Origin of the sequence: Mesorhizobium sp. M0001 (genome assembly GCF_040324255.1) — a bacterium.
GTDB lineage: Bacteria > Pseudomonadota > Alphaproteobacteria > Rhizobiales > Rhizobiaceae > Mesorhizobium.
On record NZ_JAMYVS010000022.1, the window covers coordinates 15,662 to 31,560 of the forward strand.

General features: G+C 62.5%; 16 protein-coding genes. 1 reads left to right on the plus strand and 15 read right to left on the minus strand.

Features of this window, described 5'->3' with window-relative positions; translation table 11 throughout:
- Nucleotides 1-282 precede the first annotated feature (282 nt).
- The 9 genes from NKK50_RS29800 to NKK50_RS29840 all read right to left on the minus strand — a co-directional run bounded on the left by NKK50_RS29800 (nucleotide 283) and on the right by NKK50_RS29840 (nucleotide 8,083).
- Nucleotides 283-1,152, minus strand: a complete 870-nt coding sequence (locus NKK50_RS29800; protein ID WP_023707232.1) for an SDR family oxidoreductase — start codon at nucleotides 1,150-1,152, stop codon at nucleotides 283-285.
- A 1-nt stretch (nucleotide 1,153) separates the two neighbouring features.
- Nucleotides 1,154-1,318, minus strand: coding sequence for a hypothetical protein (locus NKK50_RS29805; RefSeq protein WP_023834944.1), 165 nt, complete (start codon nucleotides 1,316-1,318; stop codon nucleotides 1,154-1,156).
- 23 nt (nucleotides 1,319-1,341) lie between these two features.
- The gene (locus NKK50_RS29810) at nucleotides 1,342-3,108 is read right to left on the minus strand and encodes a thiamine pyrophosphate-dependent enzyme (protein ID WP_023834945.1); all 1,767 of its coding nucleotides are present in this window, start codon (nucleotides 3,106-3,108) and stop codon (nucleotides 1,342-1,344) included.
- A gap of 9 nt (nucleotides 3,109-3,117) precedes the next feature.
- Nucleotides 3,118-3,261, minus strand: a complete 144-nt coding sequence (locus tag NKK50_RS29815; RefSeq protein WP_023751762.1) for a hypothetical protein — start codon at nucleotides 3,259-3,261, stop codon at nucleotides 3,118-3,120.
- 493 nt (nucleotides 3,262-3,754) lie between these two features.
- Entirely contained in the window at nucleotides 3,755-4,000 is a 246-nt protein-coding gene (locus NKK50_RS29820) for a hypothetical protein (protein WP_023699894.1), read from the minus strand.
- A 13-nt stretch (nucleotides 4,001-4,013) separates the two neighbouring features.
- Nucleotides 4,014-4,229 (minus strand): hypothetical protein, encoded by a 216-nt coding sequence (locus tag NKK50_RS29825; RefSeq protein ID WP_023667757.1) that lies wholly within the window; start codon nucleotides 4,227-4,229, stop codon nucleotides 4,014-4,016.
- 187 nt (nucleotides 4,230-4,416) lie between these two features.
- Complete coding sequence (locus NKK50_RS29830; RefSeq protein WP_023834947.1) at nucleotides 4,417-5,544, minus strand: NAD(P)/FAD-dependent oxidoreductase; 1,128 nt, start codon at nucleotides 5,542-5,544, stop codon at nucleotides 4,417-4,419.
- 60 nt (nucleotides 5,545-5,604) lie between these two features.
- The gene (locus tag NKK50_RS29835) at nucleotides 5,605-7,146 is read right to left on the minus strand and encodes an amino acid ABC transporter permease/ATP-binding protein (RefSeq protein WP_023695154.1); all 1,542 of its coding nucleotides are present in this window, start codon (nucleotides 7,144-7,146) and stop codon (nucleotides 5,605-5,607) included.
- A gap of 94 nt (nucleotides 7,147-7,240) precedes the next feature.
- The gene (locus tag NKK50_RS29840) at nucleotides 7,241-8,083 is read right to left on the minus strand and encodes an ABC transporter substrate-binding protein (protein WP_023834948.1); all 843 of its coding nucleotides are present in this window, start codon (nucleotides 8,081-8,083) and stop codon (nucleotides 7,241-7,243) included.
- Nucleotides 8,084-8,296: 213 nt separating this feature from the next.
- On the opposite strand from NKK50_RS29840, the gene NKK50_RS29845 reads away from it, so the two are divergent.
- Nucleotides 8,297-9,391 (plus strand): LacI family DNA-binding transcriptional regulator, encoded by a 1,095-nt coding sequence (locus NKK50_RS29845; protein ID WP_023834949.1) that lies wholly within the window; start codon nucleotides 8,297-8,299, stop codon nucleotides 9,389-9,391.
- A 186-nt stretch (nucleotides 9,392-9,577) separates the two neighbouring features.
- On the opposite strand, the gene NKK50_RS29850 is transcribed toward NKK50_RS29845, so the two are convergent.
- The 6 genes from NKK50_RS29850 to NKK50_RS29875 are packed head-to-tail and all read right to left on the minus strand — an operon-like array spanning nucleotide 9,578 to nucleotide 15,879.
- Nucleotides 9,578-10,996 (minus strand): NAD(P)/FAD-dependent oxidoreductase, encoded by a 1,419-nt coding sequence (locus NKK50_RS29850; protein WP_031204616.1) that lies wholly within the window; start codon nucleotides 10,994-10,996, stop codon nucleotides 9,578-9,580.
- Nucleotides 10,993-11,856, minus strand: a complete 864-nt coding sequence (locus NKK50_RS29855) for a PfkB family carbohydrate kinase (protein WP_023834951.1) — start codon at nucleotides 11,854-11,856, stop codon at nucleotides 10,993-10,995. The genes NKK50_RS29850 and NKK50_RS29855 overlap by 4 nt, the downstream gene beginning before the upstream one ends.
- A complete protein-coding gene (locus NKK50_RS29860) occupies nucleotides 11,853-12,707 on the minus strand; it encodes a sugar phosphate isomerase/epimerase family protein (RefSeq protein WP_023699901.1) in 855 nt (284 codons plus the stop codon). The genes NKK50_RS29855 and NKK50_RS29860 overlap by 4 nt, the downstream gene beginning before the upstream one ends.
- A gap of 21 nt (nucleotides 12,708-12,728) precedes the next feature.
- Complete coding sequence (locus NKK50_RS29865; protein WP_023834952.1) at nucleotides 12,729-13,589, minus strand: carbohydrate ABC transporter permease; 861 nt, start codon at nucleotides 13,587-13,589, stop codon at nucleotides 12,729-12,731.
- Nucleotides 13,586-14,545 carry a carbohydrate ABC transporter permease gene (locus tag NKK50_RS29870; RefSeq protein WP_023682778.1) on the minus strand — a complete coding sequence of 320 codons (960 nt, stop codon included), beginning with the start codon at nucleotides 14,543-14,545 and terminating at the stop codon, nucleotides 13,586-13,588. Before NKK50_RS29870 ends, NKK50_RS29865 begins: the two co-directional genes overlap by 4 nt.
- Nucleotides 14,546-14,556: 11 nt before the next feature.
- A complete protein-coding gene (locus tag NKK50_RS29875) occupies nucleotides 14,557-15,879 on the minus strand; it encodes an ABC transporter substrate-binding protein (RefSeq protein WP_023834953.1) in 1,323 nt (440 codons plus the stop codon).
- Nucleotides 15,880-15,899 lie beyond the last annotated feature (20 nt).

A 15,899-nucleotide genomic window follows, 5' to 3' on the forward strand; every position in this document is an offset into this window, starting at 1 on the left:
AAATCAGTCTCACAACGCGACGGCGGCATGGCTGCAATGCGCCTATCGGGGACATTCACCCAGCGTTTGCCCCTCCCCGAAAGCTGACGCTCCGGTTGAACCCGGAATGAAGTCAGCTTCCCGTCTACCAACCTCCGGTTCAGGGTCTGGTGGGAGGCTTCGGCATCCGCCTCGACCAGTTTGCGGACGTGGCGGTTGTCCGCGATCCTGATCGGCATGAGCCTCGCCACATGTCGGTGTGCTACGGGGAGTGGGCGCCGTGGAGCTGGCAGGTACGCTCGCTCAAAGCATCGGCCGTCCGCCGGTGACCTCGTAGAGTGCGCCGGTGGTGTAGCTCGATCCTTCCGAGGCAAGCAGCACATAGGTCGCTGCAAGCTCTGCCGGTTGCCCGGGACGCTTGAGCGGCGTGTTCTTGCCGAACTCCTTGACCTTCTCAGAGGGCATTGTCGACGGGATCAGCGGCGTCCAAATCGGCCCGGGAGCGACCGCGTTTACCCGAATGCCGCGTTCAGCTACCAGTCCTGCTAGTCCGGCGGTGAAGTTGGCGATCGCTCCTTTGGTAGTGGCGTAGGCAAGCAGTGCCGGCGATGGACTGGTCGCGTTGATCGAGGATGTGTTGATGATGGTCGAGCCGGGTTCCATGTGCTTCACTGCTTCCTGGGACAGATAGAACATCGCATAGACATTGGTGCGAAAGGTGAGATCCCATTCCTCCGCGCTGATGTCCTCCAGCTTCTCGAACGACGCCTGGTGGGCTGCATTGTTGACGAGGATGTCCAGGCGCCCGCATTCATCGATAGCTCGCTGCACAAGCGACCGCGCGAAGATTTCGTCCGAGATGTCGCCGCGTGCGAGCACCGCCTTGCGCCCCGCTTCCTCGACCAAGCGCGCCGTCTCCTGCGCATCTTCGTCCTCTTCAAGGTAGGAGATGATGACGTCGGCGCCTTCGCGTGCAAACGCGATAGCCACCGCCCGGCCGATGCCCGAGTCCGCGCCGGTGATCAGCGCGACGCGGTCCGTCAGCTTACCGCTGCCGCGATAGCTCTCCTCTCCGTGGTCGGGCCGTGGATCCATCTCGTCGGTGTAGCCGGGCATGTCCTGCTGCTGTTCGGGAAGCGGCGGCTGAGGATATTTCTGCTGGGCATCCTGCATGTCAGGTCCTTTTTTGGCTGGAGTTGCGGTTGTGTCGATCCGGTTCCGTGATCGGTCCCTTGGCGGCTTTCGAGCCACCGCCCCATTCCTCGGCCTTGCACGCTTGGTCGCCGCCCATGAGGTCCGGCGAACTGCGATTTGCGGTGCCGCTGTCGGTCTTGTTCAACTCGTGCTCCTTCTTGCGTGTGGTCAGTCTTTGTCGCCGGCGGTAATCATCGACCTCAGCGGCTCTTGCGCCACATTCGCCTCGATTTCCGCGCGTCCGGGGGTATCCGGTAGCGCCTTGCGGAAATTTCTCGCATAATCCGGTGGCATCTTCGGTGGCATCATCGGTTCGTACGGATCGACCACGGCCTCGATGACCACCGGACCCTCAGCAGCCAGGGCAGCGTCGAGAACGCCTTCCACCTCCTCGGCGCGAGAGACGCTGTAGCCGATGCCGCCCATGGCTTCGGCGGCCATGGCGAAGTCGATGGGCTGGAGTTCGCAGGCGAATTGCGGGTTACCGAGGAACATCATCTGCTCCCAGGCGATCTGATTGAGCATGCCGTTCTTGAGCACGAGCACCTTGAGTGGGACCCGGTACCGAACTGCCGTCGAGAACTCGCCGAGTTGCATCGCGAGACCGCCGTCGCCGACGACCGCGAAGACCGGCCGGCCGGGAAAGGCCAGGCCCGCGGCGATCGTATAGGGCAGTCCGCATGCCATCGAGGCCAGCGCGCCCGAGACGCCGAAGGCCTGCCCGTCACGCAGCTCGATATGGCGGGCCGCCATCTCGGTGTTCTGGCCGGAATCGGCAACCAGGATCGCATCATCGGGCAATCGTTTCCCAAATGCGCGTGTAACCACCTGGGGCTTGAGCGAAGTGGCGGCCTTTTGCTCCGACTGCGCCATCATCTCGCGCCAGCGTCGCATGCCCGCCTGCGCCTTCTCGAGGAAGCTGCGATCATCCTTGCGCTTCAGGCGCTTGTTCAGCAATCGCAGCGTCACGGCGGCATCGCCGGCAAGGCCGGCCTCAACGGGATAGCGCAGGCCGATGCGCTGCGGGTCGCGCTCGATCTGCACCCCGCGCGCCTGTCCCGGCTTCGGGTAGTATTCGATGTAGGGAAAGGTCGAGCCGACGACGAGCAGCGCGTCACATTCCTCCATGATTTCCTGCGACGGCAGCGTGCCGAGAATTCCGATGCCGCCAGTCGTCAGCGGGTGATCGTCGGGCAAGGCAGCCTTACCGAGCAAGGCCTTTGCGACGGGGGCACCAACCAGCTCCGCCGTCTCTTCCAACTCGTGCCTGGCACCAAGCGCGCCCCGACCGGCGAGGATCGCGACCTTCGTCGCCCCGTTCAGGATCTCGGCGGCTTTCGCAAGTTGTTCTTCGTCGGGAAGCCTGCTTCCTTCGAACCAACGATCCGGCGTATGCGACGGTTTGTTGCGCTTCGAGCGCTTGGCCTGGTCGAGCGTGTGCTCCTGCACATCGCTGGCGATCGACAGATGCGCAACGCCGCGACGTGCCAGCGCCGACCTGCAGGCGAGACCGGCCAGGCTTTCCATATGCGCCGCGTCGGAGACCTGCGCGTTGAAGACGGCGACATCGCTGAAGACGCGCGTCAAGTCGACATCCTGCTGGGTGAAGGTCTCGATGAGGTCGTGGAACTGCATGCCGGTAATGGCGAGCACCGGCGCTTGGTCGAGCTTGGCATCGTAGAGTCCCGTCAGGAGGTGTGTGCCGCCAGGGCCGGAAGTTGCGAGGCAGACACCGAGCTTGCCTGTCCATTTTGAGTAGGCGCACGCCATGAACGCCGCGGATTCCTCGTGCCGCACCTGAATGAAGCGGATGCGGTCCTGCCGCCTGCGCAGCGCCTCCATGATGCCATTGATGCCGTCGCCCGGCAGGCCAAAGATGATATCGACGTTCCAGTCGATCAGCGTCTCGATGAGGATGTCCGCGGCGGTCGCCATGTCTCAGTCCTACCGCGATGCGGATCCCGCCGCCTGGCTGCTCTTGTTCGCGGTCTTGTCAGTCTTACGCTGGTCCTTGTCGCCGCCGCGATTGCCGCCATGCAACTCGTCGGAAGATTGAGCGGTCTTGCCGTCTTCCAAATTAGTGGCCATGCGCAAAGCTCCCTTCATCCGGCCTGCCTAACCAGAAAGTCGGTGAGATGTTCCGTGCCCGAAGGCAAGGCCGCCTAGTCAGGTGCCGAAGGCAAACTTGTCAGTACCACCCGATGAGGCGCTGTTCGGCAGTCAGCGGCTGAACAGGCGAGGTGCGATCGAACAGACCAAGGCATCGAACTGCTGCGAGGCCGAGCTTGCATGTAGTGGCTGAGGCTGCCTGATCGCCAAAAGCGCTCGCGGCAGAGCTGGCCGATGTTCAGGTCGCGTCTTCGCAGGTCCCTATAGCCAGAGCGCAACGCCGCCCGGACCGTCCCCATAGGCGAACTCCTCGCACCCCTCGTTGACGAATTTCCCGCGCGGGATTCCGCCTCAGTGGCGAAAGGACTCGTTCGTCGCGCACACCGCGGCGGGCGATGTGCGCTTCGACCATGCGGTGCCTGGCGTGCCGGTAGTCTGGCATGGCTCCTCGATAGCCTTAAAGACGACAGGCTTAGTCGTCCTGCCTGCGCTTGTGGTGCTCGCTCTCCTGGTTTTCGCCGCGGATCATCTGGCGATCATCCTTGTCGGTCAATTCCACGCCCTCGTCGCGTAGATTGGCGCCGCCTTGCCGCGCCTCGCGCTCCTGCTTGGTTCTCTTCAGCTCATCCTCGGCATTGAAATCGTCGCCGGCATTGCTGGTGTTCTCGCGCTTTTCGATGATGCGCAGCTGCTGCTCGTGGGTCTTCCGGCCGGCCATGGCAAGGCGCCTCCTACTTGTTCGTGCGTCCGGTCTGGTCAGGATTGATGCCGCCCTGAGGCGTGACATCGTTCTCGACATCGCCTTCGAACGTATTGTCCCCATCGAGAGCATCGTTCTCGTCGAGCATATCGCCGCCCTTGACCGCGCCCTTCGAGGTGCCGATTCCCGGGTTGTCTCGCAGATCCTTGTCCGTGGGCTGTTTAGTCTTGGGGTGTTGGTTGGTCATGGAATTTCTCAGCGCTGGTTGAGCTTGAACGAACGACGGTCCTGGCGCTGTCCAACTTCAACGTGGAGAAAATGTTCCGGAACATATTCGCTTGTCAGGTGCGCGTAAGCGGCCAGGCGGCCGCCGTCTCGGCTAGCGAAACTTCAGGCATGCCACATTACATCCCATTCCGAGGCGAATTGGCAGGCTAAAGTGAAAATCGAGACGGTCGAAAGCTTGCAAGGAGTGGGTGCTCTGTTCCGGTGGCGATCTCGGTTGCAAGCAGTTCGCCGGCAATCAAGCCAAGTGTTGCGCCGCTGTGGCTGAAGGCGACGTAATACCCCTCGATGTCCCGCAACTGGCCGAAGACCGGCTCGCCGTCTCCGGGGATCGGCTTGGGCCCGACACCGTAGCTCTCCAATTCCAATTTCGGATGACCGTCGAGAACATTCGACGCTTCGTCGAGAAGCCCCTGGATGGTCGATGCTTTTACGCGATAAGTCCCGTCCGGATTGACTACCACCTCTTCTTCCGACCAGGCAGAATCGAGCGCGAGGGCGCCATCAGGCGTCGGCCGGATGGCGACGCGCGGCGTGTTGAGCACGGCGCGTAGCGGCAAGTCGACTGGCTTGGTCCTGACCAGCAGCGCGATTGGTGTCCCATCGGCAATACGCTGACCGGCCACGGCGACCATTCGCGGCACATCCGCACCGGTCGCCAGAAGCACCGCGTTGGCGGCGAAGCTGATCCCGCTGGTGGTGGTGACGCCGGTGGCGCGGCCGTTGGCGACGGTGACGGTAGCGCTTCCGGCCTCGGTGACCACCTGGCCGCCCCGCTCCACGAATTCCGCGATCAATATTTCGATCAGCGACGGCAGGTCGACCCAGCCCTCACCCGCGTTGAAGATCGCGCCTTGAGGCGTGACAGCGCTTGCGCAGACACCCGGCGTGACCAACCTTATGGCGTCCGCGGACAGATGCTGCGCATCATAGCCGAGACGTTTTTCGTGAGCGAAGACATCGGCGATCTCGTTTGAGGCATCGTCCGCATCCCACGTCAGGCCACCGTCGAAACGCAGCCAGGCGGCATCCGGGCATCGCGCCGACAAACTGCGGTAGCGGTCGATACCGATCATGCGCAGGCGATGATATTCAGCCGAGCGCCTGCGCGCCGAATTGATCCAGGCGAGCGAGCGGCCGGAAGCTCCCTTGGCGAGCGGTCCATCATTGACCAGCACGGTCTCGATGCCGAGCCTTGCAAGATGAACGGCCGAGGAGACGCCAAAAATGCCGCCGCCGACAACAACGACCTTGGAAACCTGATGTGATGCAGCCATGAGATATCTTTCACTGGTGGAGGTTGGTTTGGGCGGCCGTCTTGAAGGGCTCATGCGTGATCAAAGCACTTCGGCAAGGAAGTGCTTCAGACGCGGGCTTTTCGGCGTGTCGAAAATCGCGGCAGGCGTGCCGGCCTCGATGATGCGGCCTTCATCCATGAAGACGACCTGATCGGCGACCTTGCGGGCGAAGCCCATTTCATGCGTCACCACGACCATTGTCATGCCGCGCCGGCCGAGATCCGCCATGAGGTTGAGCACACCCTTCACCAGTTCTGGATCGAGTGCGCTCGTTACCTCATCGAACAAGATGACCTCCGGGTCCATCGCCAATGCACGAGCGATTGCCACACGCTGCTGCTGGCCACCGGAAAGGCTCCCTGGACGATGGTGTTTGCGGGTCGCAAGCCCGACGTCGGCAAGGCGCGCCTCGGCGATGCGCTCAGCTTCCTGTACAGGGAGCCCCTTTACCTTGGTCAGCGACAGCATGACGTTTTCGAGCGCGGTGTGGTCGGGGAACAGATTGAACTGCTGGAAAACCATGCCGACACGCCGGCGCAGTTTTTCAGGCTTCATCGCCAGGATGCTCGCACCATCGAGCAACACCTCACCGCCCTTGGGCTCGACCAGGCGGTTGAGGCAGCGCAGCAGGGTCGACTTGCCCGAACCTGATGGGCCGATCACGCATGTGACCGTGCCAGGCTTGACTGCCAGGCTGACGCCTTTGAGAACATCGAGGTCGCCATAGGCCATGTCGAGATCGGTAATGGCGAGACTGCCGCCCTTGAAGCGGGGCAGCGCTGAGCGGGCATCAGAGCCGGCCTCCGAAAGTGCACTGCCGGTGGCGCCCTCCAGTTCGCTCACTTCGGCCAGGCCGCTGATGACGAGGCCGGCCTTTTGCTTTCCGACCCGCAGCGAGTTGTCGATGTAGTTGACCACATGGGTCAACGGCACGGTGATGACGAGATAGAACACGCCGGCCAGAAGCAATGGCGAGAGGTTTCCAGTGACCACTGCCTGGTCCTGACCGACACGGAAGATCTCGCGCTCCGAGGCGAGCAGACCGAGGAAGTAGACAAGGCTTGAATCCTTGACGTTGCCGATGAACTGGTTGACGAGGGCCGGCAAGACGCGGCGGATGCCTTGCGGGATCACGATCAGGCGCATGCCTTGGCCGTAGCTCATGCTGAGCGCCCTGCAGGCCTCCATCTGCCCGCGCTCGACGCTCTGGATGCCCGAGCGAAAGATTTCGCCGATATAGGCGCCGGCGATCAGGCTCAGCGCAAGAATGCCGAGCGGAAAGGGCGAAGGCCCGAAGATTTCACGGCCGATGCGGGCAAAGCCCTGGCCGATCAGCAGGATGGTGACGATCGCCGGCAGGCCACGGAAAATATCCGTGTAGACCCGCGCCGGAATGCGCAGCCAGCGCGATTGCGAGATGCCCATGACCGCCAGGATCATGCCGAGGATGACACCCAGTACCGTCGACGCGGCGGCGAGGATCAAGGTGTTCTTCAATCCGATGGTGATCATGCTGGGCAGCACGTCCGCCATTGCCTGCCAGTCGAGGAAACTGCGCCGCAGGTTTTCGAGCCAGTTCATTCGCCCCCCTTTTGGTTGCGCTATTTACATCGTCCGCATCAAGGACGGCGGCGTAATCCGGCCGCCGGCATGAAAGCCAGCGGCCGGGTACGGTCTACTTCTTGGGAAGATACTGGTCGGGCATCGGCGAGCCGGGGAACCACTTTTCATAAAGCGTCTTCCAGGTGCCGTCCTGCATGGCCGCGTGAAGGGCGGTGTTCAGCGCATTGCGGAGCTTGTCGTTGCCCTTGCGCAGGACGAAGCCGGCCGGCGCGTCAAAGGAAGGAATATTGACCGCGATCTTCAGGTTCGGATAGCGAACGCCATAGTCCTTGGCAGCCTCGTAATCGAGGAAGTGGGCATCTACGGTTCCGTTGTTAAGCGCCGAAACGGCGGAGTTGTTGTCGGGGAATTTGACGAGATCGGTTCCGACAAAATTCTTCGCCGCGTAGATTTCCTGGAGCGTGCCTTGCACGACGCCGAGACGTTTGCCCTTGAGCCCGTCCGCCGACGTGATCGCCTTGTCGGCGGTAAGCACGGACAGATAGCCTGCGATATACCCGTCGGAAAAGTCGACGGTCTTTTTGCGTGCTTCCGTCGTGCCGATTGCCGCGACCGCGACATCGAAGCGCTCGTTTGCAACGGAAGGCATCAGCGCCGAGAATTCCTGGCCGGTGAAGATCACCTGGTCGGGCTTGAATCCAAGGCGGCTCGCGACGTTGCGGAACAATTCGATGTCGAAGCCGGTGAACGACCCATCGGCCTGGGTGAAAGCGTAGGGTTTGGCATCGCCCATGGTCCCGACGCTGATGACCTTCGCATCAATGAGGCCATAGGGATTGTCATCCGCGGCGGCCACTCCTGAAACCAGCCCAGCGCCGACGCACATCGCCATAAGAGCCATTGCGCCGGTTCTGACCGGGCACATCAACGACTTGAGAATTTCTTTCCTGCTCATGTCTTTCTCCACTCTGAAGGTCTGTTCTTCTTGGTATTTGCGTCGAGCCGCCATCTGGCGCCCCGACATGCCCTTGACGAGATTACGGTCCGTCACGCCTCTCGGCTCCACTCCTTCTAAAGAGACCGGTCTCATATTGCATGAGACCGGTCTCTTTGATAATCGTTATCGCCACATTGACCTCCCGTCAACAACTCTTGTAGTCGTCATCCAATGAAAAGAACCGCCCCCAAGACCCCGTCGATAACGGTCAGCGACGTCGCCCGTGCGGCCAATGTTTCGAAAGCGACAGCCGCGCGCGTGCTCGGCGGATACGGCGTCGTCAGCGACATGATCCGCGCGGAAGTCATGGCCGCGGCCAAGGCCTTGGACTATCGTGCGAACGAGTTGGCCCGCAGCATGACGACCGGCCGCTCCGGCATCATCGGCGTGGTCGTCGGCGACATCGAGAACCCGTTCTTCAGCCTCGCGGTACGCGGCATCAGCGACGCGGCAAAGGCAGCCGGGTTCAACGTCATCCTGGCCAATTCCGGCGAGAAGATCGAGGCGGAAAAGGCGGCCGTGAAACTGCTCATCGGCAAGCGCGTCGACGGGCTGATCGTCACGCCGTCGGAATCGCGCGACATCGCGCACCTGCGCGATATCCACCGCTCGGGCCGACCGCTTGCCCTGCTGGATAGGGCGCTGGCAGATCTGGATGTCGATACGGTCACGACCGACGATCGCGGCATCGCCATGCTGGCGACCCGCTTTCTAGCCGATGCCGGCCACCGTAACATCGCCTATGTAACCGCGGTCGACGCCGAAGGGCACGAGTACCGGGATCTCGGGCAGATCTACACCTCGTCGGTCCGTGAGCGCATCGACGGTTTCCTCACCGTGTGCCGAGAGGCCGGACTTGATCGGCCAGAACGCTATGTCCGCCTTGGCGCCACAAGCCCCACCGAAACGCGCAGGGTTGCCGGCGAGATGCTGTCGGCGCCGGATCGGCCGACGGCGATCCTCGCCTCCGACAGCGTCATTGCGCTGGAGATCTTCAAGGTGACCCGCGAGCGCGGCCTGCGGGTTCCCGACGACATTTCGCTCATCACTTTCCATGATGCGGACTGGACGAGCGTCACCACGCCGCCCATCACCGTTATCGACCAGCCCGTCTACGCGCTTGGCAAGAGCGTCGCGGAATTGCTCATCCGGCGATTGAAGGGAGATTCCCGCCCGGCGGAAAAGCTCGTTTTGCCGACCGCCATCATTGCACGCGGATCCGTTGGCCCGCCCTTGAATGGAAAGCCGCAAGTGCGCCAAGCATAGGTGTGACGGCGATACGGCCCACATTGAATACGCTAGGGAGCCAAGGTCGACGCACCCCCGCTTTAAGACTGATACGGGTCAATGAAGCCCAGCAAACACCCTGATCGCAATGCCACGTCCACCGCCATCGGGACGGCACGTGCCGGCTCATGGTTTGAAGAGCGTGACGATGAGCCAGATGCCCGGCTACTTCTTGCGCCTGCCTGGCTTCAGGGCCGCCAAAAGACTGCTGATCTTGCCGGCCTTGCGGTTGCGGATCTCGGCCTCGTTCTTGCGGCGCACCGCGGCGCGGACAAGCCTGGCGCCGAGATAACGCAAAGGCTCGGGCGGCAGCGACATGCGCCGCTCGATGCCGACCAGACCACTTTCGCTCCAGCGATCCTTTCGCTCGAGCACCAGGCTCGCCAGAATGCGTCCGGCTATCGGCGTCTGCGCGATGCCGGTGCCGTTAAATCCCATGCCGTAGAAGATATTGGGATGATCGCGCAGGTGGTCGAAGACAGGAACGTGTTCAGGCACGCAGTCGATCGGCCCCGACCAGTCATATTCGATCGCCACACCGCGCAGCGACGGGTAGACCCGATGCAGCTCTCGCATATTGTCGCGGCCGTGCTCCGGGCTGCGGTTGAAGCTGGCGCCGAAATTTCCACTGAAGGCGACGTTGCCGCTGCCACGACCGAAGACCACCCTGCCCCCCATGGTGCGCTGGTAGTAGAGCACCTGGGCCTGGGAATCGCAGATCGAGGCACCGTCGCGCCAGCCGATGCTGTCGAGCAGTTCGGGAATGGCAGCAGTGGCAATCACCTCGCTGCCGACCACATAAAGATGCCGCCGCAGTTCCGGCAGCGCCGAAAGCCAGGCGTTGGCGGCAAGCACGATTTTGTCAGCCCGTACCGCGCCATGCCCCGTGCGCACCGTGCATGTCATGCCGGGTTCGATGGCGAGGACCGGGCTGCGCTCGTGGATGATGACGCCGCGTGCCAGTGCCAGCTTGCGCAATCCGATGGCAAGTTTGGCGGGATGGACCGTGCCGGCGGTGGTCTCGACGACGCCGACATAGGAGGCCGATGAACCGGTGCGGCGTTGAATGTCCTCGGCCGTCAGCGGGCTGAAACGGTTTTCTCCAACAGCCGCCGTCAAGGCCACGGCGGTCTCCCAGGCGCCTTCCTGCGCAATGGAGCTTGCGGTCCACAACCATCCGTCCAGCCTCAGGTCCATGTCTATGGTGCCGTTTTGCTGCAGCGCCTTCAGCTCCGCGATCGATGCCACCGTGTCGGCGCACAGCAGGCGCGCTTCCTCGAGACCGACGACCGCACTGATCTGGTCGATTTCGGCGAACCATGAATGGACCTGACCGCCGTTGCGCCCCGAGGCCCCCGATCCGCACAGATCGGCTTCAAGGATGACCACCCGCGTTTGCGGCGCCAGTTCAAGGATCCGCAGCGCGGTCCACAGACCGGTATAGCCGCCACCGACGATCACCACGTCGGCGCGCTCGTCGCCTCGCAATGGCTCGGTCGCAGGGGCGGCGGTAATGTCCTGCAGCCAAAACGACCGGTCAGATGCAAGCGCGACCGCAGGCTGCCGCAAACGAAGTGTACTCACGCTTGGGCTCCCTGCGCATCGACAATGAAGCTGGCATATTTGGCTCGCAGCCAATCGGGTATCGGACGCGGTCTCTGAGGAAACCCGCCGAGATGGGTGCAGGTCTGTGCCGCCGCGATCGACGCCCTGTGCAATGCCTCCAGGGCGCCAAGGCCGCCGAAATGGAAGCCGGCGAGGAAGGTGGCAATAAAACTGTCGCCGGCGCCACACGTATCCACGACATCGACAAGCGTCGCCGGCGCATGCACGACATTCGTGCCATCGTCGAAGTACGAGCCGCGTCGACCACAGGTCAAAACCACCTGCCTTGCGCCGGCCTTCCTGAGCGCGCCCAGCGACGGCTCGATGGGAACATCGACATCGTCCGGTCCGGACGCAAACAAAAGCGGGACACCGTCGAGCGGCAGCGCCATATGGGCGGTTGATAGATCGACGCTGAACGGCACATGGTCCGCTACCAATCGTTGGACGAGGTGCTTGTTGGCGTTGGTGCCGAGATGCACCCAGTCGGCCGCGGCGATGACCGCATAATGCGCGGGCGCCGGCATGAAGTTTTCGCCCACACCGAAGGATTCGTGCAGGAACTTCCGGTCGCCGGATTCATCGCGCAGCAAGGTGACGGCCGTATCGCCGGGACGCCGTTCGACGTCGTCCGGGGATAGGCCGGCACCTGCCAGCTCGGCAAGCACCACGTCGCCTTCGGGATCGTTCCCGACGGCGCCGAAATAGCGCGCGGACCAGCCGTTGCGCCGCCATTGCGCCGCGACATTCAAGGCATTGCCGCCCACCGTCATCAAGTTGTTGGTCAAATAGGCATCAAGGCAATTGTCCCCGACCGCGATAAGCTTCTTCGACCTCATGCCGGCACCGTTGCGCGATTGAGGTATGGCGCGATGGCGCCAAGGCAGCGTGTCCAGGCTTTTACCGGATCGAGCGCGTAGGAGCCGTTGCCGAACGGCTCGAAGGTGAACTTTCCGGCATAGCCCAGGCGCGCGAGCTCGCTGACATAGTGGCCGAGCGGCAGCGTACCATCCCCCCACACCAGATGCCCGCCTGGTGTGCCGTCGACCAGATGGACATGCGCCAGCCGCGAGCCGAACAGGTCGACATAGCCGGCCACGGTGTCGCCGGCCGTGGCCATGGCGACAGTGTCCAGCACGACGTCGATGTTTTCAGCGCCCACCTCGTCCAGCATTTGGCGCAGGCCTGCCGCATCATTGACGAGGTTGCTCTCGAACCGCTGCAACGGCTCGAGCAGGCAGCGCACCCCGTTTGCGGCGGCGCGCCGGGCGATCTCGCCGATCGAACCGACCGCGCGGTCCCATGCCGGTTGCCGGGGTTCGCTCTCGTAGCCCCGGCCGGGCGTCAGGAAGAGATAGCGGGCGCCAAGCGCCGCGCAGATGTCGGCTGCACGGCAAAACCGCTCGATGCTGTCCTGGCGCAGTGCGGCGTCGCCGGAGGCAATGTTGATTGGATACAACACCTGCTCAGGCGTAAAGCACCAGGCCGACAGCTCGTTGTCGGCGAGTACCCGGCGAACGGATTCGACACGTGCGTCCGTGGCGTGGAACAGGTCCAGATGCTGGGCAATCCCCCACAGCTCGATCTCGCGCAGGCCAAAGCCTCGGATCGTCCTGGCGACCTCATCGAAGGGGAAGTGCTGGAAGCTGAAATTGGCTCCGATCAGCTGATGAGCAGCGAGCTGCGGCATGAAGGCTCCTTTCGGGAATTGTTATTTGCCGATGCCTTCGGCCAAGCCACGGATGAAGTAGCGTTGCGCGCCAAAGAACACGATCACGATAGGCAGCGCCGAGATCGTCATGGCCGCGAACACCACGGCATAGTTGGTCCCGTGGGTTGCCATGATCGACGTCAGTCCGACCGGCAGCGTCTGCACATCCGAGCCGCTCGTGAAGATCATCGCGAAGAGATATTCGTTCCAGGCGAACAGGACGTGCAGGATGACGCAGGAAATGATGATCGGCCGGCACAGCGGCAAGGTGATGCGCCAGAAGATCTGACCCTCGCTGGCGCCATCCATCGTCGCCGCCTCGTCGATGTCTTCAGGCAGATCCAGCATGTAGGCGCGGATGAGGAAGGTGGTGAACGGCACCCGGAACGCCGTGTAGAGAATGATCAGCGCCCAGTAGGTGTTGTAGAGACCGAGCGCCTGCAACATCTTCACCAGTGGAATGATCGCCACCGTGGGGCTCAGCATCAAGCCGCCCAGAACGATGGCGATAACCAGCGGCTTTGCCGGCATCTTCGTGCGGGTCAGGCCGAAGGCCGTCCAGGCGCTGATCAGCACGGTGCATATGGCCGAAGCGATGGTCACCAGCACCGAGACTGTCACGTAGCCACGCACGCCCTGGTTCCATGCCTGCACGTAATTGTTCCACGACCAATGGGTGGGCAGGGCGAAGGGATCGTCGAAGATCTGCGCATTGTCCTTGAAGCCGCTCAGCGCCATCCAGATCAGCGGATAGATGACGACGACACCAAGGCAGACCAGGAATGAATAGAGCAACGTCCTGGCGATGACCGACCACACATTGACGTGCCGGCTGCGACCGGCTGCGACCATCGCACTCATAGCTGCACCCGGCGGCGCTTGGTGTACCAGAGCTGTGCCGCACCTGTGAGCATGGTCAACATGAAGATGACGGCGGCGATCGCCGCGCCATAGCCGAAATTGTCCTCGATGAAGGCCTTCTGGTAGAGCCACGTGCCCAGCACCTGGCTGCTGTTGTTGGGCCCGCCTGCGGTCATCACCATAACCTCGTTGAACACCTGGAACGCGCCCGTGATGGTGACGATGATCATCAATCCCGTCATTTCCCGGGTGAGCGGAAAAGTGATGCTCCACAGGCGGCGAAGCGGACCCGCGCCGTCGATCGTTGCGGCATCGTAGAGGTCGCGCGGGATCTTCTGGATGGCAATGGCGAACAGCAGCGTCGAATAGCCAAAACCCTGCCATTGGCTCATGGCGATGATGGCATAGATGGCGGTGTGCTCATTGCCGAGCCAAGGCATGACGAGCTGGCTCAGTCCAACACGGCTGAGCGCGGCATCCAGCAAGCCGATCTGCGGCTGGTAGATGAAATAAAACAGCAGGCCGGTCACTGTGATCGAGATTGCCGACGGCACGAAATAGACGGCGCGCCACAGCCGGCGCCAGCTTTCGCTTTTCAGGTCCTCGATAATGGCCGCCAGCAGGAACGCGCCGAAGACCTGGAAGATGACGGAGATGAGAGCGTAGAGGCAGTTGTTCCACAGCGCCAGCAGCACGACCGGGTCATGCAGCAGCCGGTCGTAGTTGGCGAGGCCGACATTGGTGACCTCGCCGGTGTAGATGTCCTGGTCGGTGGTGCTGACGATGAAATTGTCGACGATCGGATAATAGACGAACCAGCCGATGAGGATGAGCGCGATCGCCGCCCATCGCAACGATAACAGGTTGGCGAAGCAGGCCCGCCGGCTCTTTGGCCGTTGCGGCCTGGCGACTCCGATGTCGGCGCCGCTGTCCACTGTGTCCGAGGCCCTTGCCATGCTCGCCTGCTTTATTTGGCCGCGGATGCGGCTTTGCGCACCTCGTCCATCACTTGCTCGGGCGTCATCGAGCCGCCCGCCAGCGCCTGCAGGCTGGACAGCCAGACGGCGGCGACGCGCGGTGGGTTGGCCGTATCCAGCCAGGGCATGAGGTATGAGGCGGCGTTGATATCCCTGAGGCCATCGACCACAGCCGCGCTCATGTTCGATTCCGAGGCGCCGCCGATGGTGGCGCTCGGCTGGCCATAGGGTGGCGCAGACAGCACCTGCGCATTTTCCTTCGAAGTCACGAACTTCATGAAATCGATCGCCAGCGGGATGTTCTTCGATGCCGCATTGATCATGTAGCCCTCCGGCGCGCCCTCGATCGACCTGGCGTCACCCTTGGCGCCGGCGGGCACCGGCAGCCGGAAGAATCCGAAATCGGCGGGCTTTAACGCCGACTCCGGCGTGGCGGCCTGATCGAACTCGATGATCTCCTGGTAGTACATGGCCGACTGCGCGTTGGTGAAGGCCTGGAGAGCCGAGGCATAGGATGTGCCGTTGACGCCGGCGCCATCGGTGCAGCGCTCGACAAGCTGGCTGAACTGCTTGAGTGCTGCGACATAGCCTGGATCGCTGTATTGGGCGGTGGCCGGATCGAAGTCGCGTTCCAGCGTTGCCTGCGGCACGTTGTAGGCGAGCAGCTGGCCTGCAAAGTGGATCGCCGGCCAAGCCTCCTTGTTGCCGAAGGAGATCGGTGTCACGCCGGATTTGCGGATGGCGTCGCAGCTGGTCAGCAAGTCCTCGAAAGTGGCGGGTGCCTTGAGGCTGAGCTTGGCGAAGATCTGCTTGTTGTAGCCCATGAACTTGGCATCCTGGTAAAGCGGAATGCCATAGAACTTGCCGTTGTACTGGAACGCCTTGACGGCGGCTGGAGACAGCGACTTGCCCCACTCGGTATCGGCAGCAATGACGGGCGTGAGATCAACGGCGCGATTGCCGCGCACGAAATTGCCACCCCAACTGCCTGTCCAGGAGAAATAGATATCGGGCAGCGAGTTGGAAGCGACCAGCGTCTTGGTCTTGCCCTTCACGCTGTCGTCGCTCTCCTGGATAAGTTCGACCTTCACATCCGGATGGAGCTTCTCATAGGCCTGTGCCAGGTTGACGAAATAGGGCGACAGCTGTTGCAGCCCGAACTTGGTCAGGACCGAAAGCGTGCCGGTGTATTCCACCTTGGCGTTTGGGTCGGCCGTGACAGCCGGCGAAGCGGCGGAACTGCCGCTTATCGACAACCCCAATGATGATACCGCGGCCACCGTGACCGCCACGACTTGCAGCGAACGTTTCATGGATAGCTCCTTCAGAGGTA

Coding starts and splice junctions, on each gene's coding strand:
- NKK50_RS29800 (WP_023707232.1), bottom strand. CDS start 1,152: ATGCAGGATGCCCAGCAGAAATATCCTCAGCCGCCGCTTCCCGAACAG.
- NKK50_RS29810 (WP_023834945.1), bottom strand. CDS start 3,108: ATGGCGACCGCCGCGGACATCCTCATCGAGACGCTGATCGACTGGAAC.
- NKK50_RS29815 (WP_023751762.1), bottom strand. CDS start 3,261: ATGGCCACTAATTTGGAAGACGGCAAGACCGCTCAATCTTCCGACGAG.
- NKK50_RS29820 (WP_023699894.1), bottom strand. CDS start 4,000: ATGGCCGGCCGGAAGACCCACGAGCAGCAGCTGCGCATCATCGAAAAG.
- NKK50_RS29825 (WP_023667757.1), bottom strand. CDS start 4,229: ATGACCAACCAACACCCCAAGACTAAACAGCCCACGGACAAGGATCTG.
- NKK50_RS29830 (WP_023834947.1), bottom strand. CDS start 5,544: ATGGCTGCATCACATCAGGTTTCCAAGGTCGTTGTTGTCGGCGGCGGC.
- NKK50_RS29835 (WP_023695154.1), bottom strand. CDS start 7,146: ATGAACTGGCTCGAAAACCTGCGGCGCAGTTTCCTCGACTGGCAGGCA.
- NKK50_RS29840 (WP_023834948.1), bottom strand. CDS start 8,083: ATGAGCAGGAAAGAAATTCTCAAGTCGTTGATGTGCCCGGTCAGAACC.
- NKK50_RS29845 (WP_023834949.1), top strand. CDS start 8,297: ATGAAAAGAACCGCCCCCAAGACCCCGTCGATAACGGTCAGCGACGTC.
- NKK50_RS29855 (WP_023834951.1), bottom strand. CDS start 11,856: ATGAGGTCGAAGAAGCTTATCGCGGTCGGGGACAATTGCCTTGATGCC.
- NKK50_RS29860 (WP_023699901.1), bottom strand. CDS start 12,707: ATGCCGCAGCTCGCTGCTCATCAGCTGATCGGAGCCAATTTCAGCTTC.
- NKK50_RS29865 (WP_023834952.1), bottom strand. CDS start 13,589: ATGAGTGCGATGGTCGCAGCCGGTCGCAGCCGGCACGTCAATGTGTGG.
- NKK50_RS29870 (WP_023682778.1), bottom strand. CDS start 14,545: ATGGCAAGGGCCTCGGACACAGTGGACAGCGGCGCCGACATCGGAGTC.
- NKK50_RS29875 (WP_023834953.1), bottom strand. CDS start 15,879: ATGAAACGTTCGCTGCAAGTCGTGGCGGTCACGGTGGCCGCGGTATCA.